Annotated in this window: 25 protein-coding genes; 7 read left to right on the plus strand and 18 right to left on the minus strand. The window is 47.2% G+C overall.

The annotated features are described in order from the left end of the window. Positions 1-4: 4 nt before the first annotated feature. The 4 genes from QVC96_RS05990 to QVC96_RS06005 are packed head-to-tail and all read right to left on the minus strand — an operon-like array spanning position 5 to position 3,942. Entirely contained in the window at positions 5-1,105 is a 1,101-nt protein-coding gene (locus tag QVC96_RS05990) for a radical SAM/SPASM domain-containing protein (protein WP_287690233.1), read from the minus strand. Continuing rightward, a complete protein-coding gene (locus QVC96_RS05995; RefSeq protein ID WP_287690234.1) occupies positions 1,102-2,145 on the minus strand; it encodes a radical SAM/SPASM domain-containing protein in 1,044 nt (347 codons plus the stop codon). Before QVC96_RS05995 ends, QVC96_RS05990 begins: the two co-directional genes overlap by 4 nt. Further along, positions 2,139-2,825, minus strand: a complete 687-nt coding sequence (locus QVC96_RS06000) for an MBL fold metallo-hydrolase (protein ID WP_287690432.1) — start codon at positions 2,823-2,825, stop codon at positions 2,139-2,141. Before QVC96_RS06000 ends, QVC96_RS05995 begins: the two co-directional genes overlap by 7 nt. Further along, on the minus strand, positions 2,818-3,942 hold the full coding sequence (locus tag QVC96_RS06005; protein ID WP_287690235.1) for a peptidase U32 family protein: 1,125 nt from the start codon (positions 3,940-3,942) through the stop codon (positions 2,818-2,820). The genes QVC96_RS06000 and QVC96_RS06005 overlap by 8 nt, the downstream gene beginning before the upstream one ends. A gap of 204 nt (positions 3,943-4,146) precedes the next feature. Here QVC96_RS06005 and QVC96_RS06010 point away from each other — a divergent pair, with 204 nt between their 5' ends. Both QVC96_RS06010 and QVC96_RS06015 read left to right on the plus strand, forming a co-directional pair. After that, positions 4,147-5,349 carry a radical SAM/SPASM domain-containing protein gene (locus QVC96_RS06010; protein ID WP_287690236.1) on the plus strand — a complete coding sequence of 401 codons (1,203 nt, stop codon included), beginning with the start codon at positions 4,147-4,149 and terminating at the stop codon, positions 5,347-5,349. 78 nt (positions 5,350-5,427) lie between these two features. After that, positions 5,428-5,967, plus strand: coding sequence for a hypothetical protein (locus QVC96_RS06015; RefSeq protein WP_238027306.1), 540 nt, complete (start codon positions 5,428-5,430; stop codon positions 5,965-5,967). A gap of 152 nt (positions 5,968-6,119) precedes the next feature. Here the strand turns inward: QVC96_RS06015 and QVC96_RS06020 are convergent, their stop codons facing one another. From QVC96_RS06020 to QVC96_RS06040, 5 genes are all read right to left on the minus strand, one after another. Beyond that, positions 6,120-6,674 (minus strand): hypothetical protein, encoded by a 555-nt coding sequence (locus tag QVC96_RS06020; protein ID WP_287690237.1) that lies wholly within the window; start codon positions 6,672-6,674, stop codon positions 6,120-6,122. Continuing rightward, on the minus strand, positions 6,647-6,919 hold the full coding sequence (locus tag QVC96_RS06025; protein WP_287690238.1) for a hypothetical protein: 273 nt from the start codon (positions 6,917-6,919) through the stop codon (positions 6,647-6,649). Before QVC96_RS06025 ends, QVC96_RS06020 begins: the two co-directional genes overlap by 28 nt. A gap of 102 nt (positions 6,920-7,021) precedes the next feature. Then, complete coding sequence (locus QVC96_RS06030) at positions 7,022-7,774, minus strand: MBL fold metallo-hydrolase (RefSeq protein ID WP_287690239.1); 753 nt, start codon at positions 7,772-7,774, stop codon at positions 7,022-7,024. After that, the gene (locus tag QVC96_RS06035) at positions 7,771-8,115 is read right to left on the minus strand and encodes a hypothetical protein (RefSeq protein WP_287690240.1); all 345 of its coding nucleotides are present in this window, start codon (positions 8,113-8,115) and stop codon (positions 7,771-7,773) included. The genes QVC96_RS06030 and QVC96_RS06035 overlap by 4 nt, the downstream gene beginning before the upstream one ends. 80 nt (positions 8,116-8,195) lie before the next feature. Continuing rightward, positions 8,196-8,459 (minus strand): hypothetical protein, encoded by a 264-nt coding sequence (locus QVC96_RS06040; protein WP_287690241.1) that lies wholly within the window; start codon positions 8,457-8,459, stop codon positions 8,196-8,198. 479 nt (positions 8,460-8,938) lie between these two features. On the opposite strand from QVC96_RS06040, the gene QVC96_RS06045 reads away from it, so the two are divergent. Next, on the plus strand, positions 8,939-9,397 hold the full coding sequence (locus QVC96_RS06045; RefSeq protein WP_287690242.1) for a DsrE/DsrF/DrsH-like family protein: 459 nt from the start codon (positions 8,939-8,941) through the stop codon (positions 9,395-9,397). Positions 9,398-9,495: 98 nt separating this feature from the next. Here QVC96_RS06045 and QVC96_RS06050 read toward each other — a convergent pair whose 3' ends face one another. Continuing rightward, on the minus strand, positions 9,496-10,221 hold the full coding sequence (locus QVC96_RS06050) for a P-loop NTPase (protein WP_287690243.1): 726 nt from the start codon (positions 10,219-10,221) through the stop codon (positions 9,496-9,498). A 520-nt stretch (positions 10,222-10,741) separates the two neighbouring features. Then, positions 10,742-11,299 carry a tyrosine-protein kinase family protein gene (locus tag QVC96_RS06055; RefSeq protein ID WP_287690244.1) on the minus strand — a complete coding sequence of 186 codons (558 nt, stop codon included), beginning with the start codon at positions 11,297-11,299 and terminating at the stop codon, positions 10,742-10,744. Positions 11,300-11,587: 288 nt separating this feature from the next. On the opposite strand from QVC96_RS06055, the gene QVC96_RS06060 reads away from it, so the two are divergent. Together QVC96_RS06060 and QVC96_RS06065 are read left to right on the plus strand one after the other, a co-directional pair. Continuing rightward, positions 11,588-12,595, plus strand: coding sequence for an aminobenzoate oxygenase (locus QVC96_RS06060; RefSeq protein WP_287690245.1), 1,008 nt, complete (start codon positions 11,588-11,590; stop codon positions 12,593-12,595). A 63-nt stretch (positions 12,596-12,658) separates the two neighbouring features. Next, positions 12,659-13,441, plus strand: a complete 783-nt coding sequence (locus QVC96_RS06065) for a ParA family protein (RefSeq protein WP_287690246.1) — start codon at positions 12,659-12,661, stop codon at positions 13,439-13,441. Positions 13,442-13,590: 149 nt separating this feature from the next. Here QVC96_RS06065 and QVC96_RS06070 read toward each other — a convergent pair whose 3' ends face one another. The 6 genes from QVC96_RS06070 to QVC96_RS06095 form a co-directional block, all read right to left on the minus strand. Further along, positions 13,591-14,430, minus strand: coding sequence for an ABC transporter permease (locus QVC96_RS06070; protein WP_238027136.1), 840 nt, complete (start codon positions 14,428-14,430; stop codon positions 13,591-13,593). After that, positions 14,427-15,332 (minus strand): ABC transporter ATP-binding protein, encoded by a 906-nt coding sequence (locus QVC96_RS06075; RefSeq protein ID WP_287690247.1) that lies wholly within the window; start codon positions 15,330-15,332, stop codon positions 14,427-14,429. Before QVC96_RS06075 ends, QVC96_RS06070 begins: the two co-directional genes overlap by 4 nt. A gap of 70 nt (positions 15,333-15,402) precedes the next feature. Beyond that, positions 15,403-16,362: a VIT1/CCC1 transporter family protein gene (locus QVC96_RS06080; RefSeq protein ID WP_287690248.1), complete on the minus strand. Its 960-nt coding sequence runs from the start codon at positions 16,360-16,362 to the stop codon at positions 15,403-15,405. 25 nt (positions 16,363-16,387) lie between these two features. Continuing rightward, complete coding sequence (locus tag QVC96_RS06085; RefSeq protein ID WP_238027139.1) at positions 16,388-16,867, minus strand: hypothetical protein; 480 nt, start codon at positions 16,865-16,867, stop codon at positions 16,388-16,390. Positions 16,868-16,923: 56 nt separating this feature from the next. Further along, complete coding sequence (locus QVC96_RS06090) at positions 16,924-17,847, minus strand: 2-oxoacid:ferredoxin oxidoreductase subunit beta (RefSeq protein ID WP_238027140.1); 924 nt, start codon at positions 17,845-17,847, stop codon at positions 16,924-16,926. Then, entirely contained in the window at positions 17,834-19,723 is a 1,890-nt protein-coding gene (locus QVC96_RS06095; protein ID WP_287690249.1) for a 2-oxoacid:ferredoxin oxidoreductase subunit alpha, read from the minus strand. The genes QVC96_RS06090 and QVC96_RS06095 overlap by 14 nt, the downstream gene beginning before the upstream one ends. 216 nt (positions 19,724-19,939) lie before the next feature. On the opposite strand from QVC96_RS06095, the gene QVC96_RS06100 reads away from it, so the two are divergent. Together QVC96_RS06100 and QVC96_RS06105 are read left to right on the plus strand one after the other, a co-directional pair. After that, the gene (locus tag QVC96_RS06100; RefSeq protein WP_287690250.1) at positions 19,940-20,425 is read left to right on the plus strand and encodes a PaREP1 family protein; all 486 of its coding nucleotides are present in this window, start codon (positions 19,940-19,942) and stop codon (positions 20,423-20,425) included. Positions 20,426-20,427: 2 nt separating this feature from the next. Then, on the plus strand, positions 20,428-22,524 hold the full coding sequence (locus QVC96_RS06105) for a xanthine dehydrogenase family protein molybdopterin-binding subunit (protein WP_287690251.1): 2,097 nt from the start codon (positions 20,428-20,430) through the stop codon (positions 22,522-22,524). On the opposite strand, the gene QVC96_RS06110 is transcribed toward QVC96_RS06105, so the two are convergent. Continuing rightward, on the minus strand, positions 22,516-23,256 hold the full coding sequence (locus QVC96_RS06110; protein WP_287690252.1) for a hypothetical protein: 741 nt from the start codon (positions 23,254-23,256) through the stop codon (positions 22,516-22,518). The two genes, QVC96_RS06105 and QVC96_RS06110, sit on opposite strands and share 9 nt — an antisense overlap. Between the last annotated feature and the right edge of the window lie 15 nt (positions 23,257-23,271).

The following is a 23,271-nucleotide window of genomic DNA, read 5'->3' on the forward strand; positions in this document are numbered from 1 at the left end:
ATTTTTAGGCTATGGCTTTTTCCTCCAGTTTCTCTATTTCGTCTAGATAGCACGACGGATCCTTCTCCCACATATCTCCCGTTACAGCCAGTGCCCTTCCCCTTAACCCTCCATTACATACGTCAAAGAACCTGCAGGAGGCACACTTCACCAGGGATTTCCTTTCCCTCAGTTTTTTCACCACGGGGTGGGGTTCATCCCAGATCCTCCTCAGATCAGTGATGTCTCCTATCCTCACAGGGGTGAACTGATCCGGGTAAACCACTCCCTCGGGATTAACGTCAGCTATCCTCTCGCCCGATTTGTTTCCCCCATTCCTTCTCAGTAACTCCAGCACCCTGCCTTTCCCCGTTAACTGATATACAAGTATCCCATCCACAGGGTTATCCGCCGTTAGAACCTCCCACTCCCCTGTCCTGGCGTAGTCCACTATCTTGGTAATTACCCTTAGCCTTGTGGAATTATCTATGTCAAGCTTTCTGTCTGCCCTTCCCGCATATGCCAGATGATAGAAGCATACCCTATTTATGCCCTCTTTCCTCATGACCTCAAACACGAAATCTATGTAACTGTAATTATCCCTAGTGATTGTGAACCTGAGCCCCGTCTTAAGTCCCATCTCTTTCGCTGTTCTTATCCCCTTTAAGGCCTTGGAGAAGGCACCCTCGACTCCCCTGAACTTGTCATGTATGGGTTCTGGACCGTCAAGGCTAACCCCCACATAATCGACGTAGGGCTTTAGTTCCTCAAGTCTCTCCCTGGTTAACATGGTCCCATTGGTTGATAGCTCCACCCTTATTCCCCTCTCCCATGCCTCCCTCGCGATGATGTGAAGGTCTCTCCTAGCCAGGGGTTCCCCTCCTGAAAGGAGAATATGTTTTACCCCCATCTCCGATGCCTGCTTCACTGCATTGATCCAGGTGGATAGGGGGAGGTCCTGAAATAGCTGAGTTCCAGAACCGGAGTAACAATGGAGACACCTCAGGTTGCAGTTCCTTGTTACGTTGAACACCAGCACTGACGGATATCTGTCCTTGAGGCCAGAGTACCTTATCCTGTCTGCCTCCTCCTTCCTGTCGGAGACCAGTCTGGATATACTTATCACACTTTCACCCTCAGCGTCCTAGGAACATATGTGCAGAAGGGATCCTCGTCCATGAAATTCTCGGTTAAGCTGAAGGCCCTCGCCCTGCAACCTCCGCACACGGACCTGTACTCGCACACCCCGCACTTTCCTCCCAGTTTTGAGGGTTCCCTTAACATCTTGAAAACCGGGGAATCCTCATAGATCTCGCTGAACTTCCTGAACCTCACGTTCCCTGCGGGGGTGGGAAGGAAACCACACGGGTAGACTGTACCATCATAGGCCACGAAAGCGTATCCGTTCCCCGCCATGCATCCCCTTGCACCATTTACGCTTCTTCTCCCGTAATTCTTGTCAGGAGGTAGAGGTCTTACCACACCCATTTCATTCATTACCCTCACCAGGTAGGGAGCACAGGTCATCCTCACGTTAAGGCCCTCCATCCTCCACTTGGTTATGGTCCTCATAACCTCTTCTGCCTGCGCAGGGGATATCATCATTTCCCTTGTTGCCCTCCCCGTTGGTATGAGCATAAAGACGTCCCAGTATACGGGATTCAGGGACTCAACCGTTCTCCTCAGTTCGTGCAACCTGTCCACGTTATACCTGCTGATGGTTGAGTTTATCTGCACCGGTATCCCCACCTGATGCAAGGACTCCACTGCGTTCTTTGCCATCCTGAATGCCCCCTTCACTCCTCTGAACTCGTCATGTATCTCCTCTGGACCGTCGACACTGATGGAGACCATGCTAATCCCAGTGTCCCTGATACGTTTGGCGACCTCAACGTCTATTCTGCTCCCACTTGGGGAGAGAGCTGTGGTGATTCTTCTTGAAGAGTACGAGAGAATGTCAAATATGTCATCTCTCTTTAGCGCGTCTCCCCCGCTTATTACGAAGAGCTTTACCCCTGAGGAGGATAGATCGTCCACCAGCGACTTAACTTCCTCAGTTGTCAGCTCTCCCGGTAACCTGTTGGGTATAGCCCTAGCCCTGCAGTGTTTACACGCGAGATCGCATGCCTTGGTGCTCTCCAGGACAACCACGTATGGAGCTACCATTTTGTGAACACCTCACCGTGATAGGGAATAATCACGGAGTAGGGAAGGGAGGTTAACATCTGAAATGAGGTCAATGCCCTGCTGTAATTCCAGGAGAAGAACCTCAGGGGTGGAGTCAGCTTACCCACTCCTCTAACTGCGTCTCCCGTCACCAGGTAATTTCCGTCAAATAGGGCAATGTGCCCCCTGGTATGTCCAGGGACGTGTATCACCCTGAAACCTGATAAAATCTCACCGCCCTTGAGCGGAACGTCAACAGTCACGGGATCATACCTTAGCTGGTCTATCCTCTCCATGGTTGACTTGAATTCCTCCTCCGAAACCTTCAGTTCGTCCTTCACGTCGCTGTACACTATCTCATATCTCGGCGGATTGGCCAGATACTCTACCTCGTCTTCATGGGCGTAAACCCTGGCTCCAAGCTTCCTTAACTCCGATGCGTTCCCGGCGTGATCGTGATGCCAGTGCGTGACCACAACGTCTGACACGTCCTCAAGTGAGTAGCCCCAGGCCTTAAGGTAGAGTTCCATCCTCTCCAGGTTCATGGGCAGGCTCGTATCGATCATCATGAGCCCTCCGGAGGGACCTCCCTCCACTACGGTCACGTTATGATTGAGAACTCCACCAAAGAAACCTGGTTCCACAAGTTCCAGGATCCTTATTCTTCCAAGGCTAACCATTTCCACCAAACCTCGGAATCAGGTCTAATGGCACCTGGACCTTTCCTAGGTCGAGCCGGGAGAACTCCTTTTCTCCCACCCTTATCACTTCCCTAGCTACTGCGGTACAGTAACCGCAATCGGCACAGGATCTCTCCTCGCACTCGTTATACCTGAAAAAGCCCAGCCAGTTGGGCGGAAACTTGGTATTGTCCACGTAGACCTCCTTGAGTACCTCGTAATCCCTGGGACCTCCTACCTTTTCCATGACCTTGGGAACTGCCCTCCCCTGAGGGTAGCTAACTATGTCAAGCAAGTTTCCTTCATACCTTCTGTTAGCGTAAGCCTTGACTGCCCTAACTATCCACTCCGTCCTCTTGTTCCTTCCAGCAATCTTGAACCTGTCAAATCCTAAGCCTTCGTAAACTATCAGGTCTTCAGGCCTTATCCACCTCATCCTTATGATGTTAGCCAGGTCATTCCTGACGTCAGTGGCACAGAAGAGGATGGGATACTCGAACCACGCCTCTATACCTCCCTCCGCTGAGCTCTGCGACGAGACAATATCGTGAGTCCTCCTGTAAACGCAACCCCAAAGGCAGGAGTTATTGGTGATGAGCTCGAAATCCACTCTTCTCTGCAACTTCTGAAGGGATCTCAACAGTCTGAAGTTCCTGTTATCGTCCTCGTGCAGTATGACCGTGTCAGCCCCTAGCTCCATGAAGTTCTCAACTTCCCTTATGTTGTAAACCCTTGCATACGACGAAATTGATACCTCCAGCTCCGGATGTTCCCTCTTTATCAACTTCACAAGGAAGGGTAGAGCCACGACGAACCCATCGACCCCAAATCCCACAAGTCTTTCAACCTCCTCTGATAACCTCTTCACGAACTTCTCCGAGTATTCCCCACCGTTCAGCGTGGCCGTATTCATGGTGTAAAGGAACTTGATCCCGGCCCCGTGAACCACGTCCAGGTGAGCCTTGAACCTCTCGTCGTCAACCTGCGGGAGGATGAAGGAGGCTCTTCCGTGCCCTGTCAACGTCCTCGTGTGACTCCCGAAGACGTGGGTAACGGGGTACTGCCTTATTTTTCCTATGAGCTCGTCGTCAAAATTTGTTCCTACAACAAGCCTCATGAAATTTAGATCATTTTTATTGTATTTAAACCTGATATACAATTAACGGCCTTTACCATCTATTATTATGGAATAATATGAGTAAAGGAAATAGAGGATGGGCCCTCCTTTCCCTCAATGTCCGCAAAAAAGGTAGTCCGGATCGAGAGAAGGGCCGGGAGATGCGGTTACTCCCCTAGCTGGGGAGAGTGAGGTGACCTCCCCATGGCCCTATCCAAGTTCAATATTTTTATTAACAATATAATTTTCAACACGCTCACAGGTTACGCCATGGAACTTGAACCGTGGGAAATGGAGAAGCTGAGAAGGGGAGAGGTGCCGGAACATCTCAAGGAGATCGTGGAGGAGGGGTTCACAACAAGCGACGACGTGAATGACGTGGTGGAACCCCTTCTAAACAAGTCCGTTCTTGAACCTACCCTTCTCCTCACCTACAACTGCAATTTCAATTGCACCTACTGTTTTCAGAAGGGGTTTAGAAAGGAGGTTTCAGTATCTGAGGGGGTCATGAAGGGCTTCGTGAATTACATCAGGAAAAGGGAGAGGGGAAGAAGGGTGAGGGTAACGTTTTTCGGAGGCGAGCCTCTCCTGGAGCTCAGGAAGATAGAGGAGATATCCAAGTCCCTCTCTGACCTTAAGTACTCGTTCAGCGTCGTGACCAATGGTTCACTCCTCACCAAGAGCGTCGCCCAGAGGTTGATATCCCACGGCCTTACACACGTCCAGATAACCTTGGATGGACCCCCCGAGGTTCACGATAAGAGGAGATTCTATGCCGATGGTAGAGGTTCCTTTAACGTCATAATACAGAACCTGAGAGAAATTCAGGACCTTGTTAAGGTGGTGTTGAGGATAAACATCGACGTGAACAACCTTAACGAAGTGGACGCACTCCTATCCAAGCTAGTGGAGGAGGGTATAACTAGGGTAAGATTGGACCCCCACTTTGTTCACACCAATCTGTTCAGGAACGAGTGGTGGGAGAACGTGATTCCCAGGGAACTGGAGTCTGAGGTTCTGGTTAAGTTCTGGGAAAAGGCCAGAGCTTACGGTTTCGGGATTCCCCACGACCTATTCAGACTTGGGATTTGCGCCGCACACATAGACGAGGACATAGTGGTTGACCCTGAGGGGAAGGTTTACCCGTGCTGGGCCTTCACCGGGAACCCTCTTTACGTGAAGGGAAAACTAACGGAAGACGGAGAGGTAACACTCCTGGATCATTCACTCTCTGGAAAGAGGTCCCTTGTAATCCAGGAGAAGTGCAAGTCCTGCCCCTATCTTCCCATGTGTATGGGAGGTTGCAGGTTCCTCTCCGTCCTTGATGAGAAAGGATATCACGGCCTCGATTGTAGAAGGGATACATACGAAAAGTTAGTTAGATTGCTAAGTTTTCTGGTGCGGTAAACTCTGTTAAAGAACTAGTCGATTCTTTAGTGAGATTTCATTTTTTAATCTTTAAAATATCTAGTTATAATGAGTACAATGTGCGACTATAGAATTTTCAATACGGAAAGACCCGTGAAAAAAAGCGAGAAAATAGTCATGCTTTCAAGGGAAAACTTCAACAAACTGGGCACGGAAAATTACATGAAAGTGCTGTCCACTGACAGAAGAGAGAGCCTAGGATTAAGTAAGAGCTACTATTACTATATTCTAGAGGACTTGAAGAGAATGGGGCTGGTGGAGGACAACGCCATAGCCTTCAAGGCGGTGATTCCTTTCATACCGAGACAGAGCTCCCTAGATATTGATACTGGTGTCCTTTACACGTCCAATAATCATCTGATCTTCATTGACATGGGATCTTCAAAGTACGAGTGTGCGACCTGTCCAGTTTACGCTGAGTGTGTTTACGGGATAAGGAGGATAGCCAGCGAGATGAAGATAAAGGTTGGCAATGTGGATGATGAAAAGGCCAGGAGTTTGAGGATACCCTCTCAGCTTTGGAATAAGTTGGTCAAGGGAATATTTGCAAAAACGGTGGTAAGACTCGAAGTTATACCAATGACCGGTGAAATGTAGCTTTTGATATGTTTTAACTCTTTAGACAGGTTGATAAAATATCAGTTTACTGTTAAATCTCGTAAAATAAGAAGGAATGGGAAGAAGAAAGATAATGACAGAGCTGAGGTGATGATACGTTGTCTCGGTTAACGTAACTGCAGTACAATTACTCATACAGGTTCATGTTGAAGCAATTCGAGACATAATGGCTTTACACTATTTCTTTCACATCTGGATAAAAAGTAGTCCTCATTGAAATCGTTCCTCGCCCTGGAATACTCAATTACATCCTTGGCCTTGATGAGATCTCTAACACCTCTTTCCCTCGAGGAGACAACATAAAGGGTTGCCAAGTCCTCAGGGGAGCTCACGAAAATCCTTCCTACCCTTCTCAAACGAACCAGCCTTCTTTTGAAAACGAACTCTTCGTCAAGATGGAAACCTTTGGGTTTTACAAGGTCTACCCTGAACCCTTTCACGTTCATCTTGTATTGCCAGTGTCCCACATCGGTCGGACTAATCTCATAGGATTGTGACCCGACGAAATCTATGAGCTCCCTCAAAGTGATCCTATCGTCCAAGTTCACTAGGAAATCAATATCGAGTGTGGTCTCTGGAGGCGCATAGAAGTTCCTTGCAAATCTACCTACGAGTGCGTAATCGGGATAAAACCTTTGAACAAGCCTGACGGCCTTCCTTATTGACTCCCAGTATCTCCACTCCATAGATTGTTCAACTCAAGGGCCAACATCACGTACTCCTCCTTGGTAAGTCCGGTCTCCTTATCTAGGTAAAAGTTGAGGTAATCCCGTATTTCTTCTCGTGTGACCTTAAGGTTATTGGCGAAACTTAACAATTTCTCAAGATTTTGGAGTTCCTCCTTCTTACCCAAGTAAAATCTTCTGGGTCTCTTCCTTTGCTTATCCCATATTGTAACGTATATGTAATTTCCCTTAACCTGAAGTTTCACGAGTAATATACTATGAAATCATAGTATAAAAGTTTAGATCATCACGGGGAATTACATACGAAGTTAAAATGATAGGGCTTGGAAAACTCTCACGTGTAATACTCACAACAGTTCAAGACCTACCCTATCCAGCTTCATCAGCCAATCTAGGAATTTTCTTACGTTCTCTCCCGTGAATACAGAGCCATGTTGAGGGGCGATGATTTGGATATCCATATCCTGAATCCTTGTCAGCCATTTTTCAATGGCTCGCTTGCATGGTATATATCTCCTGTGAAACCCTTCCATTAGCTTCGCATGCTCCTCAAAGTTCTCCACGATGAGGTACCACTTATCCTTAGGAAATATAGCTGCTCCCATATCACCGGAGAAGTACACCTTGGAGACGGGATCATAGTAGTGGAAATTCCCTGGCGAATGCAGGAAATGCGCGGGAACAGCCTCAATATAGCTTTTCCCGAAGGGTATCCTGGCGCCCTGGTCTGGCAGGTCGTTTATGGACTCTCCCAGATCATAACCCAGGTGCGGGAGGAATCTTTCCCATAGCTCCGAGACGTAAATCTTCACGTTGGGTAACATGTCCACCCAGAGGTTAAGGGCACCTACAACGTCAGGATCCTGGTGACTATAGAGGAGAAGGTCCACATTTTCAGGCTTTACGAACTCCTGAACCGAGTTTAGGACCCTTTCAAACACGAAATACCCTCCAGCGTCTAGAAGAGCGCCCCTATCTCCGTCTCTAATTAGGTATTGGTTCGTTAAGACTCCCTTCTCCCTATCAGACTCGTCCAAGCCAAGCCAGATAAACGAGTGATCTCCTTCCTCATGAATCACATAGGGCTTATGTACCTTCATGACGACACCTCTAACACCTTGGGATTAAGCGATACGTATACGTGGATCTTTAGGTTGCCCCCCAGTTCGTTGAGAATCTCCTCTTCCCTGTACTCTCGACCTTCCTTGAGAACATACACACCCCTAACTTCCCCATTGATTAGCAGTATCCTAAATGTGGACTCTCCCGTACCAGATACGTAAATGACCGGATAATGTTGAAACTCCACGATCACTTGGTTTAGATAATCCACCAGTTCTCCTTCCTTAAGCGTTATAACCTCGGATTTTACCATCTTGGACTTCATAATGAGCTTCGTTAGCATTGACAACTTGGACAGAAACTGTGAATAGTCTCCCATGTAGCTAACATTCTTCCTTTCCGCTTCCTTTTTTAATCCTTCACCGATTTGATTAACGATTTGATCTAGAGCCTTTCCAACTATCCATTCCCTTTCCCCGGAATAACTAGTTGAAATTGTAAGCTCATTTTTTTTTCACTTAACGTGAAAATTATTTTTAGTGTGTTCCCCTGATCATCAACGAGCTTGTATTCCACAATCCTGCTACCGTGGACTGCAAACGAGATAGTGTAGGTTGAATCGTGAGTGAAGAACATTCTTTTGTATTTTAACCTTACTCTATTACCCTGAATTGAAATCACTCCTGGCATGACTGCGATGACGTTGTTGATGTCCTTAGCCATGGAGAGAAGAACATCACCAGGAAGAGATGCCAATTGGAGTGTAGCGTTTCTCATACTTAAACATGAAATAGGTTCTACGCATCTACTTTAAAAATTGCTTAAGTAAAACATTTCCTTGGACCGTTAACTCTGTTGATGCAATAATTCCATCATTGTGGAAGAACCCTACTTTTTAAAATGAGTCATTTATCTGGGTTTGTAGTATTTCAATTGGAGAAATACCTAATTGCAGTGGAGATGTTCGGCTTTTGAGACTAAAGTCAGTCTAGTTTGGTTTGTTGCGTGCTCCATCTTAGCATCTTAAGTACGCAACAATACTGGATTGTCCAGAGATGATCGTAAATCAGACCAAGGATAGATGTCCGGGATTTCCTCAGCTAAGATCTCCCTAATCTATTACGAGGTTTTACGATCTCATGAAGAGTGATAAAAAGAAATCTTAATTAATATTGTTTTCAATAAAAAGAAAGTAGATATCTATGTCAGAAAAGAGGAAGTTGGGATTGGTTTTCGCTTCAGGTGCGTCGAATCGAATCTGTTGTATTGTGATATATGGGGGAGCAGCCCTAGCAGCCGGTTGGGAAGTGAGACTTCATTTAGTTAATGAAGGTCTTGTAGCATTTAGGAAAGATTTTCTCCCCAAACTCAACTCGCTGGACATCGATACTACCATTAGGCCGGAAATATATTTACCTTATGCAGAGCTATACTTAAAGAATGTCAAGGCTGCAGTGGAGAACGGACAGCTTAAGGATTGGTATTCATTTCTAAAGCAACTGAAAACCGATTATCCCAACGAGTTTAAAATATATGCATGTCCTGTAGCGGCAGCAATGTACAACATAAAGAAAGAGGATCTAGTGGACATAGTAGACGAGATAAAGGGGGCTGAATCTTTTCTCGAGGAGATATACGGCGGAGTTACTATGTATATTTAATTGATCGCAATGAAAGGTTTAGATCTTGTTAACTAGAGATGGCTGGGTTTAGATCAGCAAAATTATTGAAATATATAAAATTTTCCTTTTTTATCAACTTACCCCCCCCCCACAATTCCCTTCACTATAGATATCAACTCGCCTAAATCCGGAGACGCAGACGCCTTATCAAATCCCTGAAACAGAAGTTCCTTGTAGAACGGAATTGCAATAACTTTAAGACCAGGTACCCTGAGAGCCACGTTTCTAACAACGTCTGAGAGATTCTCACGAACCATATTGATCACCAATGCCGACGCGCGGAAATACGACGCCTGTGGAACAATGCCCCTTAGGGTTCTTCCTATATCGTTTAAGTGAGAGAGGGTCAGATCTAGCGCAATACCAGGCGTGGTCACGAATATGCCGTTACAATGAACCTCTCCCGTAGCCTCATAATATCCTTTAAACTCTAGGGCAGTCACATCATCAACGCCTGGAGGGTTGTCCGTGATGAGTATTTCTATCCCTTTCAGTACTTCAGAGTAGCTTGCGGCGAAGTCCTTGACCGTTGGGAGAGATGAAGGTGAAAATGACGTCAATGATAATACCCTTAAGTTACCTTCATCTGTAACAAACTTGCCTTGAACGTCACCAGATAGAACGTTGAGTAGTCCAGTTTGTAGCCCAAAGATCTTACCTATTGTATTGGTGTAGTCCCTGTCCACCAGAAGAACTTTGTATTTCTCGGATAGTTCTCTAGCCAAAAAGTACGCTATAGTAGACTTTCCTACTCCGCCCTTCAAGCCAAAAATGGAAAATCTTGTTATGTGATATTTACTCATTGATTATTTATGCTATTGTAGTTATTTAAATCTTTTAAGCGTGCGTAATAAGATATTTCGCTTACCATAATTACAACAGATTGCAGAGCCTGAGGTGGAGGGCCATCAGGGCTACATTGTGAATTGTATTTGAATCATTATTTGATAATACAGAGCCAAAATTCTACATGTCACTTTTGGTTGCTAATTGAGGATTTGACCGAGGATTGGAACATGAACTTCTCTTAAATATTCTGATAAAAATAAATTCGCAATGAAGACGTAAATTGCTCTCATGACTAAACAACGCAGTTTGATGAGAAAAGGAAACCAAATGCGCATTTATTGAGCCTTTCATCTCGAAATTTCATTTTGCCTTGCTTCTACCATCTTCTTTTCGACAATGTTAACCAAATCTGTTAGATCTACTCTAATATTCGAATTCATAAATCCTTGGAACAGCAGTTCCTTAATGAAAGGAATCTGTATAATCTTTACCTCTTTGCCGTTTACCAATATCTTGTGCATATCTAGCCGTGTTCTAACCATGTTCACAACAAGAGCCTCTATTGAATACCCCCCCCCCGTTATAGGAAAACCGCTTCATTAAGGATTCACAGGTGTCGGTTAAATGGGACAATGTTATATCAAACGCTATTCCAGGCGTAGTTACGAAGATTGCATTGCAGCCTGAATCCCCAGTAACTAAGTTGTATCCCTTAGTTTCAAGGGCGGTTATTTCATCTGTTCCGGGAGGATTATCAGTAATTACGACATCTATATTTTCTAGGACTTTGGAATACCTCTCAGCGAACTCATTCACGCTAGGAAGTCTAGTAGGTAAAATGGAGGCAAGGGCCAACACCCTTAGATTTCCCTCTTGTACCATGTATTTGCCCTGATCGTTATCAGCTAATATATTGATTAGACCTGTATTAAGCCCAAATGCCCTTCCTATCGTATTTGTGTAATCTCTATCCACAAGAAGAACACTATACTTCTCGGACAGTTTCCTGGCCAAGAAGTAAGCTATAGTAGACTTTCCAACTCCACCCTTAACGCTCAAAATTGAGAATTTAACCAATCTCCTTTTTATCATATATTATAATTTAATGAGACAATCTTTAATATTTTGTCATTATAATACCGATGATAATAACCGTTAACTTGGCTTTCCCTTTAATGCATTGATTTGTTAAAATTTATTAACGATTTTGGCATCCTTTTCACTTCTGAGGACGTAATACTATCGAGCCTAGTTGCTATGAAGACCCGTAACACAAGCAAACTCCTCATTTACGGTCTGATATACTTTTTTCAATAATCAATTATAGGTTTTATAGAACATTTATATACTTCAGATAATCATTATAATATAGGTGAAAGGGTGTCCCTAGATTTCAACAGGGAACCTGAGTTCCCTCCGTATAACGTTTATCCACCACGATGGAGCTTCGATAACGAGAAGGCTTGGCAACTCTACAGGAGGGCAAAGAGGGAACAGTGGGATGAGCAGGACATAAACTGGGAGAAGATTAAGGAGATTGCCTCAGGACTGGATAGAAAACAGAGGCTGGCCATAGCCTACTGGTGGTCCCTGCTCTCCACCTTTGACAACGCCACACCAGTTTTCGCATATGCTCTCGTGAAGTCCCACGAGCTTCACTTGGATACGGCAGTGAAGGGGGTTATAACTACAATTACCTATGACGAGAACAGACACAACGTAATGTGTGGGCTCGCAATTAACAGTGTGTTACCTGGGTATCCCTTCGATTTCAAACCTCAAGACGACCTGGAGAAGAAAGTTAGACTTAACACGTTGTGGGCATGGTATAATGGCTCAAGGTACTGGAAGGCTTACCTGGAGGCGTATAGCAAGTACACCATGGACGTTCTTTTCACCTCATTCATGATGGGAGAGGCAGCAGCCACAACCGTGTTCTCCACCATGTCCAAGGGATCAAAGATAGACGAGTTCGGAAAGGCTTTCAAAAACACTGCGGTAGACGAAACCAGACATTACGCCTTTACCCACCTGATCATGACTAGCAACGCAGCCAGTATGAATGACGAAAGGAAGAAACTGGTTTCCAAGCAGGTTAGAGCTGGATTTGTCTTCCTCTCCTTAATAACCTATAAACCTCCCAAGGACTTCTGGAGACTTCCTCCATGGTATCTTGAGGTCACGGAGAAGATGGAGGATCTTGCGAGGAGTGCGGGATTCTACATTCCAGAAATGAAGGAGAAGGAGGAGGCTTGGAGGACTGCCATAATGAGGGTGGGCGCTACACTGGGCAGATACGGAGTTCCAATGCCTGCAATACCCGAACTGGGAATAACCGGTGAAGAGATCAAGGACCTGAAAGAGGATGATTTCGTTCCGGTTTTCTAAAACCAATTAAGCGATAATTTTTTAACAACTTTTTGTTATTCCCACAAAAAGCTGGGTGTTTACTTGCGAATAATAATACTGGGAAACAAGGGAGGAGTGGGGAAGTCAACTGTGGGGTTACTCCTGGCAAAGAGGCTATGCGAACTTGGTAAAACGGTACTTCTAGTTGATAGGGATCAGATAGGTTACGCATCATGGCTCGTTGGAATTAAGAGGAAGGGCCTGATTGCAAGCGTGGTGGATAGGGAGGAAGGGGACTACTTTGTTGAGAAAAGGATAGGGAGTGGAAACCTTCAAGTTCTCAAGTTCTACGGCGATGGCCCCAGGCTTAGGGAAGATGTCAGACTGATCATCTCGGATCCAAAACTGAAAAGGGCGTTCAGCCAGAGATATCAAGAGGTTCTGTCGTTGGGCCATGACTTCATCATTTTAGATAACAAGAGTACAACATTTCCCTTCAATGAAGAAATAAAACTGGAACTCGACGCATACACAGATCGTTTCCCCAACACACGCAGTTACAGGGTATTCGTCACGGATCCCTTTCAATTAAACATCGAGAATACTATCTTCTTCGCGAGGAAACTGAATGAGGAGGAAGTCCTGCACAACTTACCGGTTAGGGTGGTTGGACAGACTCTAGTAATTAACATGATCCCGACAACGAGAATGGAGGAAATGAGAAACCTTGTGAAAGAGTTGGGTAACTTGTTCTCGTCAGTGATTTTCATTCCATTCTTGGATGAGTTATTCTCATTTAAAGGAAGTATAGATCAACTTCCTGAGGTAGATGAGATAAACGATCTGGTTACCTTGATTCAAAGGGTAGAAATGTTTCCTGAGTAGCTTAGGTTCAGACAAGTACAGTAGCTGGCAGAACCAAACTGACACGATTAGGTTAACTAAAGAACATACAAAGGGGCTACCTCATATTGTTGTGTATTTAACGAACCTTTAACGTGAAATACACAACAAACCAGACTAGGCCCCACGAATCAAGGAACCCTCTTGGGGATATCCCTAGATAGTAAACTCATGAATGCGAGTATCAGGGAGATGGAGGAGTATCCCAGAGTCAGGACCACTGCATCTATCCCAGTCCCAGGTATTGCGGGGAAAATTTCAAGCGCTTGAACTATAAGTGAGGCGTTTGGTATCGTCCCAGCGTAAAGGAAAGGTAGTTCCGTAGCCCCCCACGATGGAAGAGCTATGGCTATGGAGTTAAACACGGGATCATTGGTGAGTCTCGCCACGAAAACCAAGACTGCCCCAATAAGAATGGAGCCAATCAGCACCGAGCTGGAAACCAGAAACGCCAGGCTACTTCTCCTGAGGAGTTCACCGGACATGAATGCGACACTGAAGAAGGTGAGGGAGGAAAATATGACAGAGCCCACGAGGCCCGGAAGAAATTGAAGTTCGATCTGTGTTCCAAATAGCAACTCCGAGAGCGTTACAGCAAGTAATACCATGAGCAGGTATATCCCTATCACTAGTATATAACCGCCAGCTAACTTACTCAGTCCAAACTTTAACCGTGTTATGGACTTCGTTAGAAAGAAATCCACAGTTCCCTGCTCGTACTCTTCAGAGAGGGATCCAGAGGCTATAGATATGGCGATAAAGTGCAATAATAGACTTTGTGGTAGGAGAACCCCCGCTAACCACAATATGGGAGAGATGGGAGCTATGAGCTCCTCTATCCTTGGGCTCCTGACCTGGGATAGAGCCACGTAGACACCCACCTCGAAGAGAACAGTGATCGCGATTAGGGAGATCACCTTTTTCCTCGCGACGGATCTTCTAAGTTCGTAAGATATCAGATCCCACATCATCTTGCCTCGGCCTCCTTAATTGCCCTCTCATAGGCCTGTTCCAGATCCTGATCCAAGTAGAATGACCTTATCCTAACCCCGCCAAGTACTAGTTCCCTCAAAAGCTCCTCCCTAGCGTCTCTGCTCAACTCCACCACGTACTTGTCTCTCCGCTCCTCCACTGACTTCACGTAATCTAGGCCCTTCATCAGGGCCAGAAACTGCTCCCTATCAGGCGTCTCGAGTATTACCCTGACGCCAAGGAAACGCAGGACCAGCTCCTCTGTGGTTCCGGAGAAGAATATCTTTCCGCGGTATATGAAGATGACCTTGTGCGCAAGTTTTTTCACTTCCTCGAGTTCGTGTGAAGTCATCAGAACGGTAACACCAGACCTGGTCAGCTCATTGAGGACATCCCTCATCCTCAGGTTGAGGATTGGATCCGTCCCCACGTTGGGTTCATCCATAACGAGTAACTCTGGATTCCCCAGAAGGGCCTCAGCAAGGGCAATCCTCTGGATCATTCCCTTACTGTACTTGGCGATTTTCTTGTCAGCATTTTCCGTCATTCCCACAAGCTCCAGCGCTCTCCTCACGTCATTTCTGTCCACTCCCTTCAACTTGGCGGAGAGCTCCAGGAGTTCCCTTCCAGTCAGAAAGGGTGGAAGATTTGGCAACTCCTGCACGTAACCCACCCTCTTGAAGACGTCCTTCTCCCTGAAGGGATCCATCCCAAGGAGTGAGACCCTTCCCCTGTCAGGATGGATTAGGGACATCATGATCCTGATGAGAGTGGTCTTCCCTGCCCCATTTGGCCCAAGAATAGCTGTGATCATCCCACCTTCGGCCGAGACGGTGACCCCATCAAGAGCTTGCTTATTCCCGTAACGCTTTGCTATGTTCTCTGCCCTTAAGGTCTCCATTAATGGGAGTCTTGTTCTGAGAGTATTAAGAATATGCCAAAGAGATTGAGTTGTTTTCACTTCACGAGATTCACGAAAAACCTGCCAGGTGTGCCAGCAAACCCAGCGCGTGTGTTACCAGTGCGGCTCCTAAAGCCAATCCCGTCATTACTGCCCCCTTCCTCCAGGGACTAACATCGCTGAGTATGCCTATGAGGGCGCCCACCAAGAACGTGGCAATTCCAGTGACCGCATATGACGTCACTAGCCCCATTACTCCTCCTAAACCCAGGAGGAACGGTAGCACGGGAACTATTGCACCAATGATGTAGGAGATTGCGGTGGTCCTTACGCTCTCTCCAGTCCTGGAGACCTCCTTCTCTTCCTCGGTTCTAGAACCCTCCAGGAGACTTCTCAGTCTGGCCTTCCTCAACGCATTGTTCCTGATGTCCTCTTCTGACTTGGCTGAAAGATAGGCGCCAATGCTCATGGATATCATTCCTGACACTCCCACAATGAGCCCACCTAGAGCCACGTATAGCGGAACCGAGAATATGCCCGCAAGTCCAGACACAGACGCCAGAACCTCTATAAGACCGTCGCTAACTGCATATATCGTATCCCTCACAGTATCCACGTTAACCTGAGTCTGTATAAGCATGTCCTCGTGAACCATCTCCTGCATCATGATATCCCTGAAACCCTGCCTCTCTGTGTCAGTGAACTCCTGAGAAGTGGAGAAGCGGTAATACTTTTCTGCATCATTCTCTTCCCCAGCCTCCACTATCTTGAGGACAAGGGCTAGGCCCAGAACTCTCCTGAGCCTTCTCAGGATCCAGAGCTTCAACCAATCCAGGAGACCCAGTCCCCTCAGCTTGATCCCTCTACTTTTCGCTATTCTCTCCCAGAACTGGGCATGCCTCCCCTCTCCCTCGGAGAGCTCCTGCAGTACCTCCTTCACCTTCTCCGACTTCTCACTCTCAGCCAGGGCGGAGTAAAGTTCCTTACCAAATAACTCCGCCCTATAGTTCCTGTTCACTAACTCTTCCATACTTTATACCTAGAGTAACTTGTATTTAAGAATTATTCTTAACTAGATCACGCATGTAAACCTTCTTGAAGGTGGAGGGAACTTCCATGTCTCGAGTGGAGGCTATGAGAACGCAACACCAGTCCTTGTACTCGTGAGGGTTTGCATCCTTCAGCACGAAATATTTGAGGCGGTTCGGTGAGACGCTGTTTTCTATCCTCTTATAGTCTGAGTCCGAAGACATAACAAGGTAGACGTTATCTGCCTCTATTTCAGTGTCTAGGATGTACCACGTGACCTTTCTGGACCTGATCTGGTCCCAGCTTTCCTTGGGAGGAGAGAGCCTGAATCCCGCTGGCGCTCTCCCTATCACTTCCTCTATCTCCATAAGTTCCACCTTATCATTCCTCAGGACGAAGAGGGCGTCCCCCTTGGGGTAGTATAGATAGGTCTTGTCCGCAGAACTTCCCAGAAGGATAACGAAGACCTTCTCGTTCATGAAATTGATGAAGTATTCTTCTGACATTGTGAAGAGGAGGAACAAGAAAATAAAAGAGTGTCTTAGGGCCTGAGTGTCTCCTACTAGATCTCCTTCTCCTTCAGGATGTCATCTATGATCGTGGTGTATCTCCCGGCATCCTCAAACCTAACCTTGGACGGGTTTCTGTCCTTGTATGAGGGGGCGTTTGTGGCTATCCTTTCCTCGTACGAGGGCACCAGTTCGTTCTGATAGAATAACCCTATGGGTATCCTCTCTCCCCACTCCAGCGACTTCAGCATAGCCTTAGCCATTTTTTCGCCCTCCTCTTCGGGTTTCCTGACCACGGGATCCCAGCCAGGTTCTGTCTCTAACTTGTACACTCTCTTGTCGTAATACTCCTTGGTGTGGATGTCATTATATGTTGGACAGGGCTGGAGAACGTCAATGAGAGCTAGGCCCTTATGCTTTATCCCGGCCTTTATCATTTCCTTAAGATGCTTGACGTCGTAAGCATATGACCTGGCCACAAACGTGTAACCTGAGGATATGGCAAGCGCTATGGGATTAACATTATCGTTGATATTGGGTCTAGGAAGCGACTTGGTTTTCTCTCCCCTTCTCAGCGTTGGAGATGCCTGTCCCTTGGTTAGACCGTAGACCCCATTGTCGTGGAGTATTACTAGCATATCCACGTTTCTTCTTCCAGCGTTCACGAAGTGGCCTGCGCCAATGCCAAGCTGATCGCCGTCACCAGCGTTAACTATCACGGTCAATTCAGGGTTTGACAGTTTAATTCCTGTGGCAAAGGTCAGGGCTCTACCGTGAAGTGTATGAACTCCTGAGATAGGTAACCTGAAGAAGTGGGGAGTCTTACCAGAGCATCCTATCCCGGAAACGACAACAACGTCCTCTGGGGTGAGCCCTAGCTCCGATAGTGCCTGCTGTTCTGCATTTATGATCCCGAAGTTACCGCATCCGGGGCACCAGTCGTTCCATTCAGGAATCCAGACCTTAGGCACCGCCATGTAACACCACCCTCTTCTCTCCCTTTAGGGCTAACTTGATTCCGTCGTAAACCTCATCCCACGTCATGGGTCTCCCGTTCCACTTGAGGATATAGTTAGTTGGCTCAATTCCGGTGGCAAGCTTCGTGATCACCCCGGCTTGGCCTTCGTAATTCCCCTCCACATCAATTATTACCTCCTTGTTGGATAGGAGTTTCTTCACCAGATTCTTGGGGAACGGATTGAACATCCTGATCTGTATTACCTGAGCCTTCACTCCCTCACCAGACAACTGTTCCACAGAGTCCAGAACTGCTCCCTTGGGTGAGCCCCAGGTGATCACAGCTATCCTGGCATCTGCATCTCCATGCACCTTTATCCTTTCCTCCTCCGGTATTTCCCTGTCAGCGGTCCTCAACTTCAGGAGCCTCTTCTCATACATCTTTATTCTGTTCTCCGAGTCCTCAGAGATGTGCCCCAGTTCATTGTGTTCGTCACCAGTGTAGAACACGTAAGCCTTACCCAGCACAACCCTAGGAGATATTCCGTCTTCCGTGAACTTGAATCTCTGGAACTCCCCGTCAGGGGTCTCAACCAACTTACCCCTCTCAGCGCGTAACCTGTCCAGTTCCAGCTCACTGACATCAAAGATGGAATAGGCGTTGGCTATTGCCTTCTCCACCAGGTGAATGACGGGGGTCTGATACCTTTCGGCTAGGTTGAAGGCCCAGACGGCATCCTGGAAAGCCTCAACGTGATCGCTAGAGGCTATTACAATTCTAGGAAACTCCCCGTGTCCAACATGCATGGCAAAGAGTAGATCCGCCTGAGAGGTCCTAGTGGGCTGTCCAGTGGAAGGACCTCCCCTTATGTAGTAGGTCACAACAACCGGCACCTCGTTCATTCCAGCCCATCCAATTCCCTCAGCCATAAGTGAGAAACCTGGGCCGGAGGTTGCAGTGGCTGCCCTCACGCCAGTGAGCGCGGCGCCCGAGGCCATGTTGATGGCAGCTAGTTCGTCCTCAGACTGAACCACGACAATGGGTCTCTTTCTCTTGTCTCCAGTCTCTGGATCCACGGCCATTACCTCCTGGTGGGCCTCTATGTATACGCTCTCGTCTGATGCTGGGGTAATAGGATAGTAGCTCTGGAAGCTGAGCCCCGCGAATATCTTGCCCATGGCAACTGCGGTATTTCCATCAACCTGGATCCTCCTCCCCTGTTTGGGAAGCTCCTTCAACTGGAACATGGGCTTGATCCCAGCCATTACCATTTCCGCTGCAATGCTGTTGATCTTCACAAAGGTCTCCTGCTTGAAGGTCTTCTTCAACGCATCCATGAGATAATCCTTCTTTAGTCCCGTGAGGGCATAGGAGGCTGCAATTGCAGCGGTGTTCTTGGCTCTCTCTGCAACGGACATGGGAACTCCCACGGACTCGGCCGTTTTCTTCACTATCTCGTCATAGTCAAGCTCGATCAGCTTCACTCCCTTGCTCTCCACGTACTTGAGTGCGTCAGCTACTGTGGTTCCCAGACCCTTGGACTCTAGGAACTCCTTAACTCTCTCCTGAATCTCTGGTTCCATGCTCTGAACTCTGTCCAGCTTAGTGTCCTTTACGCCCTTGTTATATATTATTACTCCCCTTACCTCAGTGAAGTGCTGGAAAACCGTCTCAGCGTCAAAGGTAGCTAATATGTCCACCACGCTTGAGATGCTCCTGGCCCTCTTGTCGCTGATGGTCAAGTTAAAGTAACTATGTCTGCCCTTGATGTTGGAGTAATACTCCCTGTTACCGTAAATGTAGTAACCGGCACTTGCCACGGCGGCCCCAAAAATGTTGGCAGAAGTATCAACACCTGCACCCTGGGCTCCTCCAATTTCCCAACTTATCTTCATTATTCTCTCATGATAATATGCTTCAGAAGGTATTAAAGTGAATCTCCTGATGATTATAAACACGTTCGATACGGTTTAAAGTTTTGAAAGGAAATAATGTATAATCCTTTGAATTAGAGTCAGTTTACAGAAGGGGGACGATAAGTAATGCCATCATCAACAATTTGTGGCAATATAGTAAAAAAGGGATATTATCCTTGTATCGGGTTTAGACCCATGAAAACCCTAGAAGTACCTGATGCCGTGGCCAACAGGATACTTGAGATCAGTGAGAGGAACAGGAAGAGACCCTATGATCTAGTTACGGAGCTGGTACTGGAAAGGCTAGAGGAGGGAGAGAGACTCGCTACGCTACTGGACCTCAGCGCAGAGTTTGAGGCGCTGGGAGACGAACTCTATTCCCGGGGAGATCTGGTGGAAGCTGGGGAGGCGTACTGGAGGGCGTTATCCCACATCATGAAGGCTGTGGCCATGAGGATAGGATTCGACATCGCCAGTTATCAGGATCATTTCTCCCTCGTGGAGTACCTTTCATACAAGTTGAACAATGGATCCCTGGTGATCAGTTTCGTGAACGCGGAGAGACTGCATGGCGAGTTCCATCCAAGGCCCCAGAGCTTGGAGGAGTTTGATTTCAGGAGAAAACACGCTAAGAGCCTGCTCATTGAGCTAAGACATTTAATTAACGAATTACAACATTGAATATGCGAAGACTGGACGTAGTGGATCTTATCCAGGGAAAGGGAACATACGTAGATGACCTTCAATTCAGGGGATATTATGGAGTCCTTGTCAGGAGTCCTTATGCCCACGCGTTGATCAAGTCTATAGATATCTCAGATGCAATCAAGGGAGGAGCCAAGGTTCTAACGGGAAGGGATATGAGCGTAGGGGAAGCCGAGGCTGGGGAGAGGGAAGGCTCATCCCTAGGGCAATCGCCCCTGGCCACGAGAAAGGTAAGATACATGGGAGAACCGGTTGCCCTGGTGTTGGCCGAGAATCCCTATAAGGCTCAGGACTTGGCTGAGATGGTCCAGGTTGACTACGAGGAACTGCAACCTGTGAACGACATAGATCAGGCACTCCAGGGTGATAGCTTGGTCTTCGAGGAACTGGGTTCCAACGTGGTGGGTAGCAAAACCTTCGAATATGGAAGTGTTCCCACTGGAGGAAGGGAAGTTACCCTTGACCTCTACTGGTCAAGATCATCAGGCAATCCAATCGAGCCCTTTGGGGTAATAGCCTTACCTGAACCGTGGGGAATAAGGATACTGGCTAACATGCAAGCCCCAAACTATTTGGCTGGAGAGATTTCCAGAGCCATCAACCTGAGGGTTGTGGCTGAGCCCATACGTCAAGGAGGTAGTTTTGGTGCCAAGTTTTCGGTGCTTAACTATGCAGTTATAGTGGCCTATGCTTCGTGGAAGTTCAAGGTTCCAGTAAAATGGATCGAAACAAGAACGGAGCACCTGATGGCGTCAAATAGTTCCGGACCCGAGAGAAAGTTTAAGGCTAGAGCTACCTTCCTGCCTGACGGTACGGTGACAGGACTTGATATCAAGGTGTGGGAGGATGTTGGCGCAGCGACCTCTGGTGGGCAGGCATTCAAGCCAACGGGTATTCTGGCTGGTCCCTACGCAGTGAGGAACATCAGGTATGAGGTCAACCTAGTTGCCACCAATAAGAATCCCCCTGGAGCATTCAGAGGGGCAGGAACACCTCCGCATACTTGGGCACTTGAAAGGTTGATGGACGCCGTCGCGGACGAGCTTGGAATTGGAAGGGAGGAGGTGAGAAAGAGGAACTTCATAAGGTCGTTCCCCTATGAGGCACCATACGCCTTCTATGACTCTGGCAATCCCTCTCAACTCCTTGAGTTAGCCCTTTCAAGGGGCGACATCTTCTCCTTGAGGGAGAAAGGTTACGGTGTTGGTCTGGCCTGTTCCACCGACCCGAGCACTCCTTCAGGACAGGAGGAGGTTCACCTATACGTTAGAGACGGAAAGGTAGTGGTTGGAATTGGTTACGGTCCAGAGGGACAGGGGAACGAGCACACGGCAATGAAATTGACTTCAGAGTTGCTGGGTATTCCCCTAAGCTCAATCACTGTGGAGACCCTAGATTCCTCCAAGATATCCTCGAGCTTCGGGCCTGGAGGAAGCAGGATGGCCGTGTTCATGGCCGGAGCAATAAAGGGAGCAACGGAAGAGCTGGTCAGAAAGATGAGGACAAGGCTGGAGAGGGAACTGGGAAAGGAGGTCACCTATTCCAACGGCATTTTCAGGACCAAAGGTGACGGTGTTGAAATTCCCATAACGCAGGTTGAGGAAGAGGCCAAGTACACCTTCTCGTTACAGGGTAAGACCAGATTCAACGCCTATCCCTTCGCCTGTGATCTTGCCGTGGTTAAGGTGGATCGTGACACCGGACTGATCAGACCTGTTAAACACGTGGTCTACATAGATCCTGGTACTCCCATAGATGAGGACCTAGTGAGGGAACAGGTAATAGGAGGAACCTACATCGGGATCTCCCTAGCCCTCTACGAGAGCTATATATACGAGGATGGTAAGCTCCTCACCACCAGCCTTTCAGACTACAACATGCCCACTGCCGTGGAAATTCCTGAAATAGAGATCAACATAGTCCCTACTCCCTCACCCTATACACCCATGGGCGCTAAGGGAATTGGAGAGATACCGGTTGGAGTGGCTGCTGCAGCCGTAACGTCTGCGGTAGAGAACGCTCTTGGAAAGAGGATAACTAGGGTTCCGGTTAGGCCTGAGCACTTCCTAGATTAGCTTGCTGGCCAGCGCCTCAACGATCTCGTTCCTAAAGATGGTCTTTTTCTTGAAATCATAATAGAGGGAGGCCTTAGACCTTGGACTCAGGGTTCCCCCCGCAAGCACTTCCTCCCTACCAACTTTTCCCTCCACAATCTCCACCTTAAGCTCCTCTCCGTTCCTTTTCACCACAACCCTGTTCTCCCACAGCTTTAGGTTCATGGCAAGCACAGAGGAGAAGAGGGTTAACTTCATGGGATAGAAGTTGAGCACTACAGGACCCTGAAGGAGGGCATCCACTGACTTATTCTCTATAAAGATGTTTCTCTTCTTCTCTAGGTTAACAACTTTCCCATCCCTAAATGTGGCAACTATATCGTCCTCTCCCTGCCCAGCTATTGCCCTCTCCAGACCCTCATAGGATTCGTAGGGAACGAACGTAAGTCTCATTTTCCCCTCCTTTACCATGACCTTCGCTGGGACTGAGTTATTCTCCACAAAGGTTACAACCACATCGGTCTCAGGTGTTGCGTAATAGGGAAACTGAACTCCATCCTCAGCCTTTCCTCCCAGTCTGTTAATTGCTACTTGAATAAATCGATCTCTATTATTACTAAACGACCTGTATAAATCTTCCAGACTAGAATCTAGTCTTTTGATGAGAGATTTGAGAAGTTCATCTTCCAGATAAAAAGAGATCAGTTCGACTAAATTAAGTTCGTTAGACAACTTGGATGCTATTTCAGCCATGGATTTTGTTGAAGG

The organism is Metallosphaera javensis (ex Sakai et al. 2022) (assembly GCA_021654415.1).
GTDB classification, from domain to species: Archaea; Thermoproteota; Thermoprotei_A; order Sulfolobales; family Sulfolobaceae; genus Metallosphaera; species Metallosphaera javensis.